General features: G+C 47.3%; 18 protein-coding genes and 1 riboswitch. Of the genes, 10 read left to right on the plus strand and 8 right to left on the minus strand.

The genetic code is table 11. The features are described 5' to 3' along the window. Positions 1-187: 187 nt before the first annotated feature. From T491_RS17955 to T491_RS0114090, 3 genes are all read right to left on the minus strand, one after another. Positions 188-496 carry a hypothetical protein gene (locus T491_RS17955; RefSeq protein ID WP_197018880.1) on the minus strand — a complete coding sequence of 103 codons (309 nt, stop codon included), beginning with the start codon at positions 494-496 and terminating at the stop codon, positions 188-190. Between the two features lie 288 nt (positions 497-784). Beyond that, entirely contained in the window at positions 785-1,717 is a 933-nt protein-coding gene (locus T491_RS0114085; RefSeq protein ID WP_028904451.1) for a hypothetical protein, read from the minus strand. Further along, the gene (locus T491_RS0114090; protein WP_028904452.1) at positions 1,689-2,636 is read right to left on the minus strand and encodes a hypothetical protein; all 948 of its coding nucleotides are present in this window, start codon (positions 2,634-2,636) and stop codon (positions 1,689-1,691) included. Before T491_RS0114090 ends, T491_RS0114085 begins: the two co-directional genes overlap by 29 nt. Positions 2,637-2,814: 178 nt before the next feature. On the opposite strand from T491_RS0114090, the gene T491_RS0114095 reads away from it, so the two are divergent. From T491_RS0114095 to T491_RS18275, 3 genes are all read left to right on the plus strand, one after another. Then, positions 2,815-3,030: a helix-turn-helix transcriptional regulator gene (locus T491_RS0114095; RefSeq protein ID WP_028904453.1), complete on the plus strand. Its 216-nt coding sequence runs from the start codon at positions 2,815-2,817 to the stop codon at positions 3,028-3,030. Between the two features lie 102 nt (positions 3,031-3,132). After that, positions 3,133-3,429 carry a nucleotidyltransferase family protein gene (locus tag T491_RS0114100; RefSeq protein WP_028904454.1) on the plus strand — a complete coding sequence of 99 codons (297 nt, stop codon included), beginning with the start codon at positions 3,133-3,135 and terminating at the stop codon, positions 3,427-3,429. Further along, positions 3,416-3,922, plus strand: a complete 507-nt coding sequence (locus T491_RS18275; protein ID WP_028904455.1) for a HepT-like ribonuclease domain-containing protein — start codon at positions 3,416-3,418, stop codon at positions 3,920-3,922. Before T491_RS0114100 ends, T491_RS18275 begins: the two co-directional genes overlap by 14 nt. A 140-nt stretch (positions 3,923-4,062) precedes the next feature. Here the strand turns inward: T491_RS18275 and T491_RS0114110 are convergent, their stop codons facing one another. From T491_RS0114110 to T491_RS0114125, 3 genes are all read right to left on the minus strand, one after another. Beyond that, positions 4,063-4,944, minus strand: a complete 882-nt coding sequence (locus T491_RS0114110) for a hypothetical protein (RefSeq protein ID WP_028904456.1) — start codon at positions 4,942-4,944, stop codon at positions 4,063-4,065. An 18-nt stretch (positions 4,945-4,962) separates the two neighbouring features. After that, positions 4,963-5,514 (minus strand): hypothetical protein, encoded by a 552-nt coding sequence (locus tag T491_RS0114115; RefSeq protein WP_155950157.1) that lies wholly within the window; start codon positions 5,512-5,514, stop codon positions 4,963-4,965. Between the two features lie 556 nt (positions 5,515-6,070). Next, a riboswitch (cobalamin riboswitch) is annotated at positions 6,071-6,256 on the plus strand. A gap of 405 nt (positions 6,257-6,661) precedes the next feature. After that, positions 6,662-7,378 (minus strand): porin family protein, encoded by a 717-nt coding sequence (locus tag T491_RS0114125; protein WP_081773401.1) that lies wholly within the window; start codon positions 7,376-7,378, stop codon positions 6,662-6,664. Positions 7,379-7,673: 295 nt separating this feature from the next. On the opposite strand from T491_RS0114125, the gene dinB reads away from it, so the two are divergent. The 4 genes from dinB (at position 7,674) to T491_RS0114150 (ending at position 13,130) form a co-directional block, all read left to right on the plus strand. Then, positions 7,674-8,780 (plus strand): DNA polymerase IV, encoded by a 1,107-nt coding sequence (gene dinB, locus T491_RS0114135; RefSeq protein WP_028904460.1) that lies wholly within the window; start codon positions 7,674-7,676, stop codon positions 8,778-8,780. Positions 8,781-9,093: 313 nt separating this feature from the next. Continuing rightward, positions 9,094-10,476: a TolC family protein gene (locus T491_RS0114140; RefSeq protein WP_028904461.1), complete on the plus strand. Its 1,383-nt coding sequence runs from the start codon at positions 9,094-9,096 to the stop codon at positions 10,474-10,476. Positions 10,477-10,479: 3 nt separating this feature from the next. Further along, complete coding sequence (locus T491_RS0114145) at positions 10,480-11,508, plus strand: HlyD family secretion protein (RefSeq protein ID WP_028904462.1); 1,029 nt, start codon at positions 10,480-10,482, stop codon at positions 11,506-11,508. After that, positions 11,508-13,130, plus strand: coding sequence for a hypothetical protein (locus T491_RS0114150; RefSeq protein ID WP_028904463.1), 1,623 nt, complete (start codon positions 11,508-11,510; stop codon positions 13,128-13,130). Before T491_RS0114145 ends, T491_RS0114150 begins: the two co-directional genes overlap by 1 nt. Before the next feature lie 193 nt (positions 13,131-13,323). On the opposite strand, the gene T491_RS0114155 is transcribed toward T491_RS0114150, so the two are convergent. Further along, positions 13,324-15,828, minus strand: a complete 2,505-nt coding sequence (locus T491_RS0114155; RefSeq protein ID WP_369699760.1) for an alpha-L-arabinofuranosidase C-terminal domain-containing protein — start codon at positions 15,826-15,828, stop codon at positions 13,324-13,326. A 171-nt stretch (positions 15,829-15,999) separates the two neighbouring features. Here T491_RS0114155 and T491_RS0114160 point away from each other — a divergent pair, with 171 nt between their 5' ends. Further along, complete coding sequence (locus tag T491_RS0114160) at positions 16,000-16,458, plus strand: hypothetical protein (RefSeq protein WP_155950159.1); 459 nt, start codon at positions 16,000-16,002, stop codon at positions 16,456-16,458. Next, entirely contained in the window at positions 16,431-16,943 is a 513-nt protein-coding gene (locus T491_RS0114165; RefSeq protein WP_028904466.1) for an alpha-L-arabinofuranosidase C-terminal domain-containing protein, read from the plus strand. Before T491_RS0114160 ends, T491_RS0114165 begins: the two co-directional genes overlap by 28 nt. Before the next feature lie 964 nt (positions 16,944-17,907). On the opposite strand, the gene T491_RS0114170 is transcribed toward T491_RS0114165, so the two are convergent. Further along, entirely contained in the window at positions 17,908-18,402 is a 495-nt protein-coding gene (locus tag T491_RS0114170; RefSeq protein WP_028904467.1) for a hypothetical protein, read from the minus strand. Positions 18,403-18,785: 383 nt separating this feature from the next. On the opposite strand from T491_RS0114170, the gene T491_RS17505 reads away from it, so the two are divergent. Continuing rightward, positions 18,786-18,998, plus strand: a 213-nt coding sequence (locus tag T491_RS17505) for a helix-turn-helix domain-containing protein (protein WP_197018848.1), incomplete at its 3' end; no start/stop codon positions are given.

Genomic DNA, 18,998 nt, shown 5'->3' on the forward strand with positions numbered 1-18,998 from the left:
AATGTGGTGTAAGCGTTACAGTTACAATTGTGACAGTTTGGTTTTTGGGGTCCCGATTTTTAGTGGTATTATTATATAACTACTTATATATCAATTAGTTATATATATTTATAAGCATATTGTAACCTCATTTTCCAATTGTCACAACTGTAACCGTCACACTTTTCATAGCCATTTGCTGTTAGGTTCAGCCTTCCTCTATCAGGCCAGCCAATCCCTCGCAAAGTTCAACGTACACCTCGTGAGTATATCGTGCCAGGTTTAGCACATCTTCCTCACGCATCGGTTTGAAGTTTGGTCGGTAAGTTCCATCATTGCGTACGGTAATTGTAATGTGTTTACCGTCGTAAACCCTCGGGTTGTGCTTAACCGCTGCCTTAGGTGGCAGCTCTACAAAAGTAAAGGTTATTGCATCTCCGTTGATGCTTCTGAGAAGGCGAGTTGCGTGTAATCTCTGTGAACCTGCCTCCTTCTTAAAAATGAAATCTTTTGGCATAATGTATAAAAAGATTTTGGCGGTACGACCACCTGCTTTGCCACAACCACAGACGGCCAAGAACTGAAATATTCAAATCTCGGCTGCAAAGGAAATATGGGAATAAAAGGGAGTCAATATGGGATTTCTACAGTACGAAATCCCATTAGCGAATTATTAAAATCCCATTCGGTAGAAAAGTATAACTATCTGATATACAAATAAAAAAGTGGAGATTGAAAATACTACAATTTTCTAATCTCCACTGAAAAAAATATTTGTGGGATTCCTAAAATCCCATTATCCCACTCACTTTTTCTTTTTCGGTTTAATATAGATGGTATAGTTTTCTGGCTTATCAGAGAAGTGATTGGAAATAGAGGCTTTATTATCTTGCATCTGTGCGAAAGTCTCACCAAGGAATTCTAACCATAACTGGCGGCTAACACATTTTCCTTCATTTCTGAATACCAGATAAAATGTGTAACGCAAATGGGCAACCGACAGATTCGTGTGAAGTTTTGCCTCCTGTTTTTTCACAACATCGTTTTCTATGAGGTATTCTACAGCCTCTATCATTGTATTGAAATCCGAGGAAGTCATGATCAGCATTTCGCTATCTGGCAGATACCCTTTCATAAACTCAAGCCGTTTCTTTACGCCAACTTTTGCTTTTGTCCTTTCTTGGGGTGTGCCTATAGGATTTATAGGGTCAATATAACTTTTAGGACTTATAAAACTCTCGCTGATGTATTTGCCAGTATTGATATAATTTAGTATATAACTAGTAAATTTATTCTCGATATTGCTGACGAAAGGCCCATGGATAGTAGTGAGGTCAGAATTCATGCAAATTTGACCCAAAAGAAGGTCTGTATATCTAATCATCTCCCAATCAGAGCTTGCCAGCATGCATGTAACGATAGAATAGAGGATGCACGATGTTGCCGTTTTAAGTTCTTCCTCCTCAAACTCTCGCGAAGTATCTATAGCTTCATCTCTCAGCTCGCAGAAGGTTTCGTGCCACATATGAAATAAAGTTTCTCCTAAGTTGTCACGGTTCTTTAGAATCTGGTCATAGCCTATGAAGCAGTTGACAAAAATCTCTTCAGGCGAGAACCTGAGCGTCGCCATCTGTGTTTCTTGCTCTTTGTATGCCGCATAGATAGTTCGGTAAATTGGGTTACCTTTGAAGGCTTCCTTTATACTCCGCTTACTCTCCGTAGTTAACAATCTTCTCATGATCATAATCTGCTATTTGGTTTCTGATTTCGTCAAGTCGCTCAATGAGTTCGAAAGTCGAACCTTCGCCTTTGTTTGTGAGTTGTCCTGACTCAAAAGCGCTTATCATTTTGTTATCGATAGAGGCAAATGCGTCGGCCACATCCTTGAAATTTACCACAGGCGAATTATAAAAGTAGTACGATAACTTATAGTTGTTTTGCGCACTTAAAGCAATAATCTGAGCCCAGTCTTCTATCCTATCGTCGTCCACATCTATAGGATTTCTCTTTGACCCGGTTAGTGTTAGTTTTCCTTTTAAGGCATTTGAAGCCTGAACAAATATCATAAGACCATTTAATCGGTCTATCATCTGCTGGGTGGCATCAATACCCTTAACCCTGTCAGGATTGGGGAATTCCCATACAACTCTTTTTACAGCATCCTTCTGTTTGATAATTCTCTTACGTATGATATCCTTGAAATTACTTGCCTGCCATTTCCTCTTGAAAACCATCTTCAGACCATATTCAAACAGATGAGCATTGAATGATTTGCTAAGATACTTAACCACTTTGTCGGTATCAGGGCCAAAAGCACTATTCTTTTCAATCGCCATCTGACATACCTCTGGTCTGTTGTCAACAATCACGTAGCTACCAGGATGCTCTTCATGGGGAATCTTTTCATGCCCCTCGAGCAGAGTCTTATCCTTTACGTTGCACAACTCCCATGCGAATACGCATTCTCTTCCTTTGAAGTGACGATTCGTTAATAGTTGGTCTTCATTCCTTTTCTTGCCAATAACAGTCAAGCCATCTTTAAGCAAATTGTCGATGATCTCGTTTGACATATCAATGGCTTTTCTGCCTGTGTCTTTATAGAAAAGACTTTTGCTGCCTTCTCTGATTTCGTAAGTGTAAATAGCGTATACTGCCATAGTTAGTTAATTTAATGATTTTTTTGTTGAGCTTGGTTTTAAATTTCTTGCAAAAATAGTTATTATTCACCACAAAAGTGAAGATAATGCTAATTTTTAGAATATTTTTAGTTGTTTTCGTCCATTAATTCGATAAATTTCCTATATTTGCACACAAAACCTAAAAATTAAGTACGATATGGGACGTAATATTAACCGCATTAAAGTAGTTCTGGTCGACAAGCGCAAGACCAACAAGTGGCTAGCCGAACAATTAAACGTAGCAGCATCAACAGTCAGCAAGTGGTGCACCAACGATGCCCAGCCCTCACTCGAAACCCTCATGCAGATATCCCGCCTCCTGGAAGTGAAGGTAGATGATCTGCTGAGATTCGACGAACTGCCCGAACTATAATTAGTTGTGCTAAAATGCCAATTAACACAATCTTTTTCTAAGAAATTTGGATATTGTCATAAAATAATGTATCTTTGCAGCGGAATTCTAATTTAAACGCTTATGAGTACCCAGATGATGAACCAGCAAATTGCCGAGTACTTCAAGACCCAACCCGTCGTGAAGGCTTGGATTTTTGGCTCATATTCGCGCAACGAGCAGAGACCATGGAGCGATGTCGATATCCTCGTCCAGTATGACAGGAGTAGTCCTATTGGTCTGATGAAAATCGCTGGCATGAAAGTGGATCTCGAAGATTTGTTGAAATGCGAGGTAGATCTCGTGGAAGAAGGCACGCTTCGTCCATGGGCTGTGGAAAGCGTAAATCGTGACAAGAAACTGATCTATGAGAGAGCATAGCAGAGACCACGGGCGCCTGGAGGATATTCTGAAGTATGCCAAAAACGTGGAGCAGATTGTAAATGGTATCACCTACGAGCAGTTTGTAGACGATATCCGTATCTATTATTCTGTGATGAAGAATATCGAAGTTATCGGCGAGGCTGCCAATATGCTTACCCGCCATTTCCGCGAGACTCATACAGAACTGCCATGGCGACTCATTGTCAGCATGCGTAACGTGTTGGTGCATGGCTATGCACAGGTATCTGATGCCGACCTTTGGCAGACGGCGACTAATGATATTCTGCCCCTTCGCGAGCAGGTACAGCGTTACCTGTCTGATATTGACTGGGAACAATGGGCACAGGGTGAAAATCCCTACACCGAAATTGACAATGCAGTTTACAAACAGGCGATCGAATCAGCCCGCCGTATGAAGGCAAAGGGTTATGCCGTAGAGGATATTGTTGAGATTACTGGTCTTACTAACGAGGAAATCGAACGTCTGTAGTATATAATAAAGATGTAGGTAAAAAACTAATTCGGGAGGTCTTCATTGATAATTCAGCGGTGGCCTCCCGAGAAGTTATAAAGTCCTGACTTTTTTGAACGGTACAATGTCAAACGCTTACCGGTAGCAATCTGTAAGCCTTATTCGTTTATTAAATTCAATATTCCGTTTTCAAAGACTAGAGATTTTTGATTCCCATAAAACCACATTTCGGTCTCTCCGAGTGAAGTGGTGGTCTTGTTTATGTCTTGAGGATTGCCCCAGATGTTCCTGCATTCATCCATGCTCATTCCTATGCTTAGCTTGTTTGTGGTAGGTGTATTTACAAATATGCCTTTATAACCATTAAGATGCTGTCTTATTACAGTTCCCATTTCTTCAAGTAATCTGTCTGAAACGGCACCGCTGAGTTGGCGTGTGTGAATGACCATTCTTTTGCCGTCTGCACTATGATGTACCCAGAAAGCATTTTGGGGTCCTATTTCATGTGCACCGCCGTTAATGTCGAATGTTACGTCGAACAAAGAGTCTATCTCGCGTCGGTCACCGTAATTCACGATGTAATCGGAACAGGCAAGGACAATTACTTTGAAATCTTTGAAGTAGGGATGGGCAAAAAATCTTTGTTTCCGCAGAGCAAGTTGCTCCTCAAATCCTATAGTATTTTTACCTTCGATAGTGGTTGTAGCAGGCATAGCACTCATTTCTGTAACAAAAACATGCTGTTCAAAGTTCATTGTGCCTGGATTTGCTGCATTTTCCGGGAAGATGGCATCAAAAAGTTTTTGATACTTGTTCCATGTGTGTCCCTCTTTCCATATTGGGTCACTCGGATTGTCAGTTTTGATGCGGTCGAAAAACATCGGCAGGGAAGTCATCCAATAGTTTGTGCTGCCAAGTCCGCATTGTAGTGGTAACATACCAGTAGCCTCTTTTCCGACAAAACAAATGTCGGCATTAGGATTTCCGTAACCAACGTACTGGTCAGGATTGCTGTACAAAAGATTCTGAAAGTTGTTCATATTAATAGTTTTAAATTATTATTTGTCAAATACTCCACAAAGTCCTAGTATAGTAAAAATAGCCAAAGCAAGAATACAAATTCCAAATACTATATAGTTTTTGTTTTTTGCTATGGAGCGCCGTCTTCTGGCTTTCTGCAATATCTTCTCGTAATGATCTGTCATTGGGTTTGTTGGAGAAATACTTCTCATTACAATCATACATTGTTTGAACTTCTCAAGTATGGCATCAGGGTATTGTGCACGGATTTTTCCTTTCTCGTCGTCGAAGTCCCATTTGCTATTGGCAAGTTGCGCTCCCCATATTGACATCAGTTGCAGTAATGCCTGTTCTTCCTGTGGAATTGGCGTTTGCAGGACAATGTCTACATTGTTAAGTACTGCTCCGTCTAATAAATTCAAATCGCTCTCTTCTTGGTGTTTCAACGCAGCTTCCTGCGCACGTGCCATACGATTTACGTCCACACGACGATAGGGTGTTGAGTGACTGTCGCCAAAAATGAAATTGGAAACGGCTTTGCCTGTATTTTTGCCAATTTCTCTCTTGAAAGAATCAAATGTCTTTCCCATAATTAGGCTTTTTTCCATCCGGCCTTCAGCACCTTAAAGCCTTTTTTACATTAGAAGCGTGGTGCTGATATGCACTTCTTCTGATAGAGGTTGTGAGAATTACCTTAGTACGAGAAATGTAACCAGCCCACGCTATACGCGCGAACCGCCACACTTTCCTTGCGTACTACAGAAGTTTCTCACATTTCTATCAGCAAGTCGAGCATAACGCTTCGTTGTTCCAATATGTCGTTGCACTCTTTGATGAATGCTGGGGCAAAGATACGAAAAATAAATTGTATTTCGCAAATTATATAAAAAAAATACATAAAATACGACGAATTTTTCTCTTTTTCTCTTTTGCCACGTGCATTGTAGTGTACGAGAAGAATCTTCAATAATCAAAAATTCCCCTGTTAAGTTCTACTATTGAGATTAAAGGGCAGGTAACTATGTTAGAATAGGGTGCTATAAGTAACTGTAGGAGAAAAAATGAAAAAAAAAATGCAAGGATGCGATTGGTTTTAAAAAAAAGTTGTATCTTTGCACCGTGATTCTGAAGAATCTATGTGAAGATTGAGGCTTCACCCAGGAAGGTTTGCTTAACCGCGATTAATTGGGAATGTGAGTGAGAATCTCCGACTGTCCCGCAGCAGTGAACTCCATTATGGCTTCCAGACAATAAAGCCATTGTCCAATTGGATGAGAAGGCGTCTGGGAGTGGAGGAAAGTCTGAAGACCAGCCTTCTATTGGTAACCCAGCCGAGTGCTCTCGATGTAAGGGCATGAAGCATAAACTTATTTTATTATGCAGTACATTATTGTAGTCGCAATCGAATTCCTTTTCGCCTTTGTTGGCGTGGGTATGCTTATCAGGTATTATAACCACAAGGCATAGGCGCTCTTTGGGGGGCGCCTGGCCTTCATGGCTGGCATACGTGTATTATTATTATATAAGTTCAAAACGGGGAGAAAACCTGTCGCGAGACAATGCTTTCTCCCTTTATTCTGCAGTGTGTCGACTATATTCTGCATCACCCCCACTGGCATCTCTCGCTGCAAACTCACAAACTGATCAATATTCCCTAAATGTTACTATTGTGACCCAAATGTCAATCATCGCCTGTCGCTATGTTAGTGTGAGGTTGGGGGCTCCGTTGCGTGTCTGTTACAGATGGAAGCGATAGCCCAAGGTGAGGCTCAGATAGCGGTTGTGGGCTGTATCGGGATTCTCTGTCTTGTCAATCTTCGTCAGACCGAAGTGATAACGCGCGTCCAGCGAGATGTTCTTGTACTCGTAAGAGATACCTACAGGGATAGCCACGTCGACCGACTTGCACACATCAGAAGCCGAGAAGGATCCCTCCTGATACGTTGACTGGTTTGTTTGGTCATTAAACTGTATTTCCCCAGTCGGGATGCTGGATGCCGAGGCAATAGCGATATCGGTGTTCATCTTGCTGCTGGTGAGAATGCCTAACTGAACACCTGTTTTCAGGGCCAGACCCTTGATCTTTGGGATGTAGATATTGGCCAGCAGAGGCAGGTTCAGATAAGTTGCCTTCAGCTTGCCCTTGATGGTGGTGGCAACAATCGTTTGCTGGTTGTTTTCGGTAACGATGGTATAGGCACCGCCTTTCAACTTGGCACCCTGCTCAGAATAGAGCATGCCCAGCGAAAGGCCAAACCAGTTGGTCACACCGTATTCTGCCTCTATACCACCCGTCATTCCCACTTTGGTGTGGTAGAGCCCGGTAGAGGTGTTGCCCAGTGTTGAGATGTTGACGCCAGCCACAGGTTTGATGGAAAATCCACCTTTCTCGTTTTGTGCTTGCACATCACCCATACAGCAGGCCAGTGCAGCCAATAAAACAAATCTTTTCATTTTCGTTAATTTAAGTAATGTTATTTTAAGTGTATTTTAAATCAGGTGCAAAGGTACGATAATAGTTTGTAAAACCGCCAATCCGGATGATTTGTCAGTATTGCTGTTAACATTATTTAAGGAACGTTCGCTTAAATAATTTGGTGATAGATGATATTCGTTGTACCTTTGCAACGTCAATGAAGATAGAAGAAATGATGATAGAAATAGGACAGAAACATACAAGCGAACTCACTGTTACAGAAGAGGTTACGGCTGTTACTATAGGCTCGGGCGAAAAGCGTAATTTTGCAGCATGAAGATCATCCATGTGGATATGGACCAGTTTTTCGCGGCTGTGGAGCAGCGGGATAATCCGGAACTGAAGGGCAAACCGATAGCGGTAGGCCACGATGCCGAGCGTGGCGTGGTGTCGACTGCCAGCTATGAGGCCCGACGGTTCGGCGTGCATTCTGCACAGTCTATTCAGTTGGCCAAGCGTCTGTGTCCGCAGCTCATCATCGTAGAGCCGCACTTTCAGCGTTATAAGGAGGTGTCGGCGCAATTGCACGAGATATTCCACGACTATACCGACCTGATAGAGCCGATATCCCTCGACGAGGCCTTTCTCGATGTGACGGAGAATAAACGGGGCATAGAGCTGGGCGTGGATATCGCACGCGAAATCAAACAGCGCATCCGCAGCACCACCGGACTCACGGCATCGGCAGGCGTGAGCTACTGTAAATTCTTGGCGAAAATAGCCTCTGACTGGCGCAAACCCGACGGACTGACGGTGATACACCCCGACAGGGCGCTCGACTTCATCGCCCAACTGAAGGTGGAGAAAATATGGGGCGTGGGGCATAAGACTGCTGAAAAGATGCATCGCATGGGTGTTTTCACGGGCTCTGACCTTAGAAACACCTCGCTGACACGACTGACGCAGGAGTTCGGTAAGATGGGGCAGGTGTTCTACAACTTTGCGCGAGGCATCGATGATAGGCCTGTTGTCAGCGAGTGGGAGCGGAAGAGCGTGAGCTGTGAGCAGACCTTTGAGACGGATATCAACGAGAACGCGGCTGTTACCATCCAACTCTATCACACGGTGCTGGAGCTGGTGCGTCGTATCGGGAAGAACGACTTCGAGGGGCGCACGCTGACGCTGAAGGTAAAATTTCTGGATTTTAAGCAGATCACCCGCAGCATAACCGTCGATCATCTGCTACGCACCAAGGACGATATCCTGCCATTGGCCAAGCAGCTGATGCAGCAGGTGGAATTCCACTCGCATCCCATCCGTTTGCTGGGCTTGGGAGTATCCAATCCAGGTAGCCACCCGTTGGGCGGTGAGCAAGCCTCGCGCCAGCAGCCGCAATGGGTAGAACTGGAACTGGACTTCGCCCCCTGGCCCGATGAGTAAAATTATTATAATGACCATTATCATTTCGGGTGGCGTTGCTTGAACGCTACAGAGCATCACTTTTTCGATTTTTTAAGATGAAAAGTGTATTGTTTTTAATGTTTTTTTTGTATCTTTGCACCCGTTTTTGGGATTTCGTAATTAATAGTGCTCGAAATTCTTCTCTGGATTTGTTCCCTAATCCGGGAGGTTTGTAGCGCATTGTGGCAAACGGGAGGTTTGTCCGAACTATGAAGGTTCATTATTCGTATTTCCGAGGGAAGGAATGTTTTTAGTACGAGTAATGAATAGTAAGAGAAAAAGTTACATTTTAATGAGTAAACACAAGATTTTTTGTGCTCTGGCTGTCTCGACGATAGTTGGAGCAGGTAGCTGTGTCCCTACGTATGCACAGCAAAAGATGAGTCTTCAGTCGCTTTTCGACCTGGCTGACCAGCAGAGTCAGCGCATCAAGGTGAGCGAGGCGGCATTGAAGGCAGCAGAAGAAGGGGTGGCATCGGCCCAATCAGCCATGCTGCCAAGTGTTGAATTCAGCCTGCAGGGCTCTTACACGGGCAATGCTTTCCTCATGTCGCGCGGCTTTTCCACCAGTGGCACCACAGAGTATATCGTTCCGGGATTGGGTCCTCAGCAGGTGCAGAATGGCAAACAGCCCACCCCGCATTGGGGCAACAGCTTCACCGCTCAGGCCAGTCAGGTGATCTATGCTGGCGGCGCCATCCGCTCTGGCATTGAGATGGCCAAGCTGGGGCGCCGGCTGGCTGAACTCGACGTGGAGAAGAACCGTCAGGAGGTGCGTTTCCTGCTGACCGGTTATTACCTCGACCTCTGCAAGCTGCAGAACCAGCTGCAGGTGATTGCGAAAAACATGGAACTGACAGAGAAGGTTATCGAGCAGATGAAGGCGCGACGACAGCAGGGCACGGTGCTGAAGAACGACCTGACACGCTACGAACTGCAGCTGCAGAGTCTCAAACTGGCGCAGACGCAGGTGGTTGATGCCCAGAAGGTGATCCGTCATCAGCTGGGCACGACCATCCATCTGCCTGAGGGCGAGGATTTTGATGTGGATACGCAGGCAGTAGAAGAGCAGAGCGTGGCGCTCCAGTCGCTCACCTCCGAAGGCGAGTGGCAGCAGACGGCCGCTGAAAACAACATCGACCTCCGTCAGGCTTCGCTTGCTACGCAGATGTCGGAGCAGCAGGTGAGAAACGCCCGTGCGGCATCGCGCCCATCGGTGGCTGTGGTGGCCGAGAACCACCTGACGGGGCCTTACACCTCCGACCTCATTCCCAAGGATGCCAACGTGAACGTGTGGTTTGTGGGCATTGGTGTGAAGTACAGCTTGTCGAGCCTATGGAAAAACAAGCATGCCATCCGGAAGGCCCGGCACGAGAGCCGCCAGGCACGCGAGCGTGTGCAGCTGGCGCAGGAGGGCATCGAGAATGGCGTTCAGGCCTGCTATACCCAGCTGCTCACCAGCTCGGTCGAGGTTCGCACACAGGAGAAACAGGTGGAGCTGGCCGACCAGAACTACACCGTGGTGAGGAACCGTTACGACAACGACCTGGCGCTGCTCACCGATATGCTCGATGCCTCGAACATGAAGCTCTCTGCCGATATGGCTTTGGTGAATGCCCGCATCAGCATGCTTTACAACTATTTTAAACTTAAATATATCACAAATACACTGTAAAATATGGAAAAGAATAAGCTTACAACCTATATTTATAATATAATCGTGATACTCTGTATCGCGGGTGGCGCCGTTTATGCCGCCAGTCAGTTCATGTATTTCGGAGGTGGCCAGGTAACGGACAATGCCCGTGTGTGCCAGAATATCGTGCCCCAGAACAGCCGCGTGCAGGGTTTTATCCGCGAGGTGCGCTTCAGCGAGTTCCAGGAGGTGAGGAAAGGCGACACGCTGGTTGTGATTGAGGATGCCGAGTTCCGCCTTCGCCTGGCGCAGGCTGAGGCTGACCTGAACCGTGCCCAGCACGGCTCGCAGGGCACGGCCAGCAGTATCCATACCACCAAGACCAGCATCAGCGTGACCGAGGCAGGCATTGAGGCGGCTCGTGTGCAGATGGAGAATGCCAAGCGTGAGGATGCGCGCTTTCAGAAACTGCTGCAGCAGGATGCCGTCACACAGCAGCAGTACGACCGTGTCCACACGGGTTATCTGAGTGCCAAGGCCGGCTATGAGCAGGCCCTTCGCTCGCGCACCACGCAAACGGCCGTTGTGGCTGAGCAGGGACATCATCTCTCGGCCTCCGAGGCAGCCATCGAGCTGGCACGTGCCCAGGTGGAGATTGCCCGTCTGAACCTCTCGTATTGCTACATCATTGCCACCTGCGATGGCGTGGTGGGTAGCAAGGATATCCATGTGGGACAGCTGGTTAACCCCGGTCAGACCCTGGTGAGCATCGTCGATAAGCATGAGAAATGGGTTGAGGCCAACTATCAGGAGTCGCAAATGCCGCATATCAAGGTGGGCGACAAGGTGCGTTTTACTGCCGATGCCGTGCCCGATGTGGAGTATACCGGTGTGGTAGAGCGTATCAGCGATGCCACAGGCAGTGCGTTCTCGCTGGTGCCTATCGACAATGCCACAGGCAATTTTGTGAAGGTTGAGCAGCGTGTCACGGTGCGTGTACGTATTGATGCCTGCGATGAGGTGAACAAGCTGCATGGAGGTTATAATGTTGTTTGTAAGGTAGAAGAGTAATGGGAAAGCTGACAGAATTTCTGATGAAGGCGCCACCACCACCAGCCGGCATGGGTTTCGCTATGCCGATGATGAAAGGGTGGGTGCCGCGCAGGTTGCAGCCCTGGATCTACGTGCTCACGGCGCTGTGCTTCCAGTTCTCGGGTGGCGTCTATCTGGGTGCGCTCGACGAGATTCGTGGCACCACCAACTTCATGATCGAGGATGTGATGTTCCTGCTCTATGCCCAGCTTGCAGGCATGGCCGTGTGGTTCCCCATGCTGTTCAGGATGAAGTTCCGCTTCACCAATCAGCAGCTGCTGTGCACCTCGGCCATCGTGATGGGCGTCTGCAATGTTATCACCATGCATAGCCAGTCGATGCCAGTCCTCATGGTGGCCTGCTTCATTGCGGGCATAGCCAAGATCCAGGGCACGTTCGAGTGTATGAGCAACATTCAGCTGTGGATCACGCCCAGGCGCGATTTCGCCGTGTTCTTCCCCGTGCTCCACATCCTGCTGCTCAGTGCCATCGAGGGCAGCGGCTGGTTGGCAGCCTGGATGGGGCATCATTTCACCTGGCAGATGATGCACGCTTTCACCGTGGGCACCATGTCGTTCGTGCTGCTGTCGCAGCTGGTGCTGTGCCGGCCGTTCTGTCCCATGCCTAACCGGTTCTCGCTCAAGGGTACCGACTGGCAGGGCGCCCTGCTCATCTGCACAACGATGATCCTGCTGTCGTACATCTTTGTCTATGGCGATCACTACAGGTGGTTTGCTAACCATCACATCCGCATAATGGGTGCTTTTACACTCCTCTTTGCCGGACTCGCCTTTTACCGTCTGATTCACAATCGCTATCCATACGTCGAACTTCGTTTGTTGAAATGCCGCAACGTGGTTCCCATCCTCATCGTTACCATTCTGGCAGAATTGGCTTTTGGTGCTGAGCACACGCTTGAGGAGATTCTCTACACCGAGGTGGTAGGCCTGGAGGAACTCACCAAGGAGAGCCAGTACATGTGGGCATTGCCAGGCATGTTTCTGGGCATCGCGCTCGATCTCTACTGGCTGAAGGTGCAGCAGTGGAAGGTATGGAAACTGATAGGCATCAGCTTTCTGTCCATCTGCGCCTACGCCTGGCTCATGTACACCACGGTTGGTATGACGGTTAACATCGAGCAGTACCGGCTGGCCATCCTGCTCCGCGGCTTTGCCTATGGGGTGCTTGCGCCAACCCTCATGTGGGCCTTGGACGAATCGGTACCCAGTCTGGAGATGTTCTTCATGGGCCTGTTCGTGTTCAACATTCCGCACATGTATCTGGGCGGTGCCATGGGCTATGGGTTCTATACCACCATCTTCTCGCATTTCCTGAACGAGGACCTGATGAACTACGGCCGCCAGCTGACACTCACCAACCTCGATCTGGCCCATTTCCGCTTTGGCGAGTTCATGGGGGGCAGCTATCTGCACAGTATGATGCTTGTGGCTATCAAGCAGGTGTATGGCTACGTCATCTGGTTTGCGCTGCTGCTGGCGTCCATCTTCCTGTTGTGCGATATTCCTGCTGTGCGGACCAACATCCGCAAAGTGCCGCTATGGCCTGTGGTGGCCATCAGATATCTGGCCAAGAGGATTTGACTGGAGGGGGCGGTACCCCCCGTCTCTTCTCTCTCTCTCTCTGCCGGGTCGTTTCGAGCGGATCGGCAGAGCCGAGCGTACGGAAGCTGATATGTCACAGACAGATGAATCAGAATATATCTTTTAAATTGCATTTTATAAATCATCTGTGCCAACTGCTATATTATTGCCTAACTTTTATATAAACTTGTTTTTATAACTCTATCACACGGAAAGTGTAAGGGGGTAGCGTGAGGGCGTTGGGGCCTGCTACTCCTTGCTTCATCTCAAGCGTCTGGTCGGTGGGCTGACCGCTGAACTCCTCGGTCTTGCTGTCGGCTGGGATAGTGAGGCCGTTGGCTTTGATGGTGAGCTCTACGGGCAGGGCGTTTACCAACTTGAGATAGCGACGGCCGGTGGCACTGTGGCGAACCAGACTGACGCCTACGCGATGTTTAAGTTCGGGGGCAATCTGGATGTCGGTGCTCACGTACTTGTCGCCACCATATACCGAGAACATGCGCTGAACATGGTAGGCAGGGGTGGGGCGGACTTCGGTGTTAGAGAAGTAGATCATGTCGGGATCCCAGTTGTGGTGCTTATCCTTGGCCAGCATCGGGGCGTAGCTGGTCATCTCTACCACGTCGCCATTGCGCTCAACATCGGTGAGATAGAGGGCTTCGGCCAGTGCGGTCTCGATATTGGGACGCTTGACATTGGTTGAGGCTGCATATTCGCCAAGATAAACCTTAGGCATGGTGCGATCGTAGCCGTCGTAATAGTTGCGATGGTGCATGAACCAACCGGTTGACTCGTAGTAGTGCTCATCAACCATATACTGCAGCTCGGGATGGCGCTTGGTGAAGTCCCATCCTTCGACGTAATCGGCACTTGGGGCGTGGAAAGGTCCTACGGTGCCACAAATCTTAATCTCGGGATATTTCTGACGGATGGCCTTGCAGATCATCTCGTAGCGCTCTTCGAACACGGTGCCGATGATGTCCTCGTTGCCTATACCTATATATTTAAGGTTGAATGGGGCGGGGTGACCGGCATCAGCGCGAAGCTTGGCCCACTTGGAGGTGGCGGGATCGCCATTGGCCCACTCAATCAGGTCGAGCAGCTCCTGGATGTAAGCTGGCATCTGATCCATAGGGATGCCGCACTGCTGACCGCCTATACCCTGGGCGTTGGCGGCTGAGTTCTGGCATGGAACGCCTGCTGCAAGCACTGGGAGTGGCTCGGCACCGATGTCTTCGCAGAACTGGAAATACTCGAAGAATCCCAGTCCGCGTGTCTGATGATAGCCCCAGATATTGAAGTCGGGTTTGCGGTCCTGAAGTGGACCTACGGTGTGGTTCCAATGGTAGATATTGTCGAGGCCCTGACCATGGCTCATGCAACCGCCTGGGAAACGGACGAACTTGGGCTTCAGGTCGGCAATGACCTGAGCTAAGTCGCGACGCAGACCGTTAGGACGGTTCATAAATGTTTCTTGTGGAAAGAGCGAAATCATATCGAGTCCCACACGGACGGACTTCTGCGGAATGATGGCCAGACGGGCCTTGGTGCAGCTCTTCTTGGTGCTGAGCACGCAGGTGTACTGTTGCCAATCGGTGCCCTGGGTTTTGAGTTTGCTGCTGGCAAGTATGGTGCCATCGGTGCCTATTAGCTGAATCGTGAAGTTCTGCTTCTGACCGTCGGCCAGAACATACATCGAGAAGTTGTACTTATGGCCGGCCTCTACGGCGATGCCATCCCAACCCTCGTTCCACAGTGTGTCGGCAGCAATCACAGCATAGTGGGGATTGTTGCTGCTGAGTGGGTGCTGGGTGGAAATATCGATAGGACTGGCTGAGTGCCAGGCGGTGGTGGCGTTCCACTCGCGACGATCTTTTGCGTTGTATTCGAAGTCGCGGTTCTGAATCAGTTCGGCATACAGACCGCCATCGGCAGCATAGCTGATGTCTTCGAAGAAGATGCCTATCAGTTTGTCGCTGATGGTCTTCTCGCTGTTGCTCACGTGAAGTGTGGCTGTCACAGGCTGATGGGGCAGCAGAGAATTCTTGGCATCGTCGTGCATGCGCTCACTGCTGAGACGTGCGTCGGCCTGCAACTGTTGGAAGTGACTAGTGATGGTGCTGAGTTCCTGCGCTGTGATGTCGAAGGTGTTGCCCTCGTGCAACTTGCCTGCTATGGTGGCGGTGTCGCGCGTCCAGGCAGCCTGATCGATCAGGCTCTTCTGGTCTTTGCTGAATTGACGGAAGTTGCCCGATGCAGATACCCAGCGCTTGTCGCCGGTCTTCGTCTGATAATAGATGTCGAAGGTGCCATTGTCATTGGCAAAGACTACCGGCTTGAGGCACTGTGGCGTTGACATCACAGGATAGTCTTGTGGGCGCCAGGTTACCAAGTTGCGGCTATAGGCTGCGGCAAAGAGTGGTGAACTGTCGTTGACCTGAAACACCAGGCGCCAGGTGCCATCGGCAGCGCGGGCCACTGAGGGGTGGTACATGCGCTTCTCGGCTCCCCATGTGCCATAGTCGGACGAGCATAGCTGACCCATCTCCTGCCAACCGTTGGGGGTGAATTGTGCTACATGCAAGCCGGCGTGCTCACCTGGGCTATAGACAAACACGCGCTTGGTGGTCTGAGCGCAAACGCTGATAGACGCTGTGGCGAAAATGCCTAAGAGGTAAAATCTTGATTTCTTCATCATTATTGTGTCATTAATTCTTTGAGGATGCAAAGGTAATGAATTATAGCGTAAAAATGCGAGTGAAATTCAGAAAAAGTTGCTTGGGAAGGAAATATCTTCAAAAACTTTTGTATATTTGCGCCCGATATGATTATTACTATCTTTTTAAAACGTTACTATTTTGGAACTATTATGAACTGTAAAAAATCGCTCTTTATGGCCTGCTGGGCTGCTATGGCTGCCACTGCACAGGCTCAGATAACCATTGATATCGATGCACAGCAGCGAGGCCCTAAGGTGAGCCCCATGCTTTATGGCATCTTTTATGAGGATATCAACCATGCCGCTGATGGAGGCATCTATGCCGAACTGATCAGAAACCGCTCGTTTGAGGATGGACCGCGCTTTGGTGCTCCTGCCGACATGCAGGGGTGGGCTACCGTGGCTGCAGAGCCTTCTGTGTTGGCCGCCCGTCTCATTCAAGACTCGAAGAAAACGCCTCTGCTCAATAGTGCCCAGCACCATGCCCTGCAGTTGGATGTCAAGGCATCACCAGCTGCGCCTGTAAGTTCCGCTGTCGCAAAGACGAAGGGGCCGAGGGCTTTATCGTCATCTTTAACTATGTGGATGACAAGAACTACTGTTGGGTGAACCTTGGCGGATGGACCAACTCGCAGCATGCCATCGAGCAGATTAGCAATGGCGGCAAACTGCTGACCGACAGTAAGCGTGGGCGCATTGAGGCAGGACGCTGGTATGATGTTACCCTGCAGGTGGCAGGCGACAGTGTGAAGGTATGGCTCGACAATGAGCAGCTGTTTGATACTGTGCTCAAGCGCGACCACACCAAGGGTATCTACTCATCGGCCACCATCAACGACGCCACTGGCGAGATTATTGTAAAAGTGGTGAACAACGATGATGCTGCCACCACAGCTCGTATTAGTCTGAAGAACTTTGCGCCAAGCGAAGCCCGAGTAGTGAGGTTGGCTGCCAACGACGGTATGGAGGAGAATACGCTCCAGCAGCCCACAACCATTAATCCCGTAGAGCAACAACTCTCGACAGCTGATGACCACGTGATGCTAACCGTGCCCCCATATTCGCTGAACATCGTCACAATAAAAACGTCGTGACTGCGAAACAGGCTCTTTTTCTCATTTTTTTCGTGATTTATTTGGTGGTTTAATTTGAAAAGTGTAGTTTTTTGCCATCAAAACTCATTGAAAAGTGTATAAAGGTCATGCTGTATAGGAAGATTACATCATACATCGAAGACTATTTGAAACGACAACCGCAAGCAGGGAGAGGTTGACTATCTGGTTGACTATTTCGTGATGTTCTTCGACGAGCGGAGCGGCAGAGCCGAGCGTACGGAAGCTGATATGTCACAGACAGATGAATCAGAATATATCTTTTAAATTGCATTTTATAAATCATCTGTGCCAACTGCTATATTATTGCCAAATTTTTTAGTAACTTTTCGGTCGTTTGCTGTGAATTTGTTCGGTTGTTTGTGGCGATTTCGTTCATGGACAATAATTGAAATGAATGCTTATGACTCTTAAAAAGATACATACATAAAACGGTTCGATTTATGTGAAACTCAGTGGTTTTTTATGGCATTTTGGGCTTAATTTTGATGGAACAATTTGAAAATGTTCCATCAATGTTCCATCAAAATTTGCGGTGCTAAAATAGTGAAGCCCCTGTAAGTGTTCGACTTACAGGGGCTTACTTCTTTGGGGTGCCCGGTGGGACTCGAACCCACGACATTCAGAACCACAAGCAGAGTTTCGAATATCTGGAATCCCCTGTATTTATCGGCATTTTCGCACATTTTGATTTTTATTTTGCGGCTATTTTGCGGCTATTTACGCAAGGACCGATTCTGTTTCAATAAATCTCTTAAGATTTGAGATGAATCACTCTTGAACTCATCATCCATCATGAAATGACGAACCTTTTTCAAATCTGATGCAAAAGTAGGCAAAATTTTCAATATAAAAAACGATTTTGCTGAATATTTTTCAAAAAAAACGTCCGCTGTTCATTTTTTGATGAATTGCGGACGTTTCCATAAAAGACGATAATGAATGATTAGTCTTTCTTGATGTCTTCAGGAGTTTTAGTTCCCTTCTCTATTTCAAGAAGGGTTAGAATTCTGTCTGTCTGCTCCTGAGATTTTGATATTTGTTCCTGTGACTTTGCAATGAGTGAGTGTGCAACGGCAATTTCATCAACCAGTTTGTCAATAGTCGTACTATTGTTGAAAATCTGGTCAACCAAGCGGTCCAATGTTGAGGAGTTGGATTTGGATGGTATGCTCTTAACATCCTCTTCTTCCTTTCCGTAGAGTCCGATTCTTGACTTTCTTGGCTCACAAATCATTTCTCCTTCACCGGTTTTAAGCCATCTCTCATCGAGGTCGTTGTACACTGCTAGAATCCTCTGGACGGCTTTCTTGGATAAGTCGCGTCCTTCGCCCCTAGACTTTCCTATTGTTCCAACGGAAAAACCAAGCTGAATCGTAGCCTTGTTATCGTTCAGCTTCTTGAACATCATGTACTCGTCAAATCTGTCTATCAGTCTCATATCTTGGCAAATTAGTTTAAAAATCTGTTAAATAATATTGAAATATTTGAAATTTAACTCCAAATGTTTGAAAACATAGAAGTTTTACTATACCTTTGCACAAAATTCTGAAAATTCTGTTTAAAAGGATAACGCAATTTTGCTGCAAAAATACAAAAATAATTTGGATTTCAATGCATATGAGCAAAAAATTATTGAATTTAGAGACAAAATTTCAAAAATTGAGGCGAACACGCCTGAATTCAATTTGTAGTGTAGATAATAATTGAAAAGTATACCACCATAATAATCGAAAAGTATACCATCCAATCAGAGTTCTACGTTATATAATAGTTGCTCGCATGAGTGCTGTTTAACGTACAGAGAGTTTAAAGATGATTGAGATGGATCAGAAAGAACAAATCCTTCATTACCATCGTGTTGATGGTTTGAGTTTACGGGAGATTTCCCGTAGAGTAGGTCTTAACAGAAAGACCGTAACACGTTACGTCCGTGAGTATGAGGCCTCTATCAGGGAGGATCCTGAGGAGGGGTTGGACATCTGTCTTGCCAGTAAGCCCAAGTATCCAGCACGCAATGTCGAGTGTCCCCGCATG

This window comes from Prevotella sp. P6B4 (assembly GCF_000619985.1).
Taxonomy (GTDB): Bacteria; Bacteroidota; Bacteroidia; order Bacteroidales; family Bacteroidaceae; genus Prevotella.

Coding starts and splice junctions, on each gene's coding strand:
- T491_RS0114160 (WP_155950159.1), top strand. CDS start 16,000: ATGAACTGTAAAAAATCGCTCTTTATGGCCTGCTGGGCTGCTATGGCT.
- T491_RS17955 (WP_197018880.1), bottom strand. CDS start 496: ATGCCAAAAGATTTCATTTTTAAGAAGGAGGCAGGTTCACAGAGATTA.
- T491_RS0114155 (WP_369699760.1), bottom strand. CDS start 15,828: ATGATGAAGAAATCAAGATTTTACCTCTTAGGCATTTTCGCCACAGCG.
- T491_RS0114090 (WP_028904452.1), bottom strand. CDS start 2,636: ATGGCAGTATACGCTATTTACACTTACGAAATCAGAGAAGGCAGCAAA.
- T491_RS0114110 (WP_028904456.1), bottom strand. CDS start 4,944: ATGAACAACTTTCAGAATCTTTTGTACAGCAATCCTGACCAGTACGTT.
- T491_RS0114095 (WP_028904453.1), top strand. CDS start 2,815: ATGGGACGTAATATTAACCGCATTAAAGTAGTTCTGGTCGACAAGCGC.
- dinB (WP_028904460.1), top strand. CDS start 7,674: ATGAAGATCATCCATGTGGATATGGACCAGTTTTTCGCGGCTGTGGAG.
- T491_RS0114150 (WP_028904463.1), top strand. CDS start 11,508: ATGGGAAAGCTGACAGAATTTCTGATGAAGGCGCCACCACCACCAGCC.
- T491_RS0114085 (WP_028904451.1), bottom strand. CDS start 1,717: ATGAGAAGATTGTTAACTACGGAGAGTAAGCGGAGTATAAAGGAAGCC.
- T491_RS0114125 (WP_081773401.1), bottom strand. CDS start 7,378: ATGAAAAGATTTGTTTTATTGGCTGCACTGGCCTGCTGTATGGGTGAT.
- T491_RS0114170 (WP_028904467.1), bottom strand. CDS start 18,402: ATGAGACTGATAGACAGATTTGACGAGTACATGATGTTCAAGAAGCTG.
- T491_RS0114100 (WP_028904454.1), top strand. CDS start 3,133: ATGAGTACCCAGATGATGAACCAGCAAATTGCCGAGTACTTCAAGACC.
- T491_RS0114115 (WP_155950157.1), bottom strand. CDS start 5,514: ATGGGAAAGACATTTGATTCTTTCAAGAGAGAAATTGGCAAAAATACA.
- T491_RS0114140 (WP_028904461.1), top strand. CDS start 9,094: ATGAGTAAACACAAGATTTTTTGTGCTCTGGCTGTCTCGACGATAGTT.
- T491_RS18275 (WP_028904455.1), top strand. CDS start 3,416: ATGAGAGAGCATAGCAGAGACCACGGGCGCCTGGAGGATATTCTGAAG.
- T491_RS0114145 (WP_028904462.1), top strand. CDS start 10,480: ATGGAAAAGAATAAGCTTACAACCTATATTTATAATATAATCGTGATA.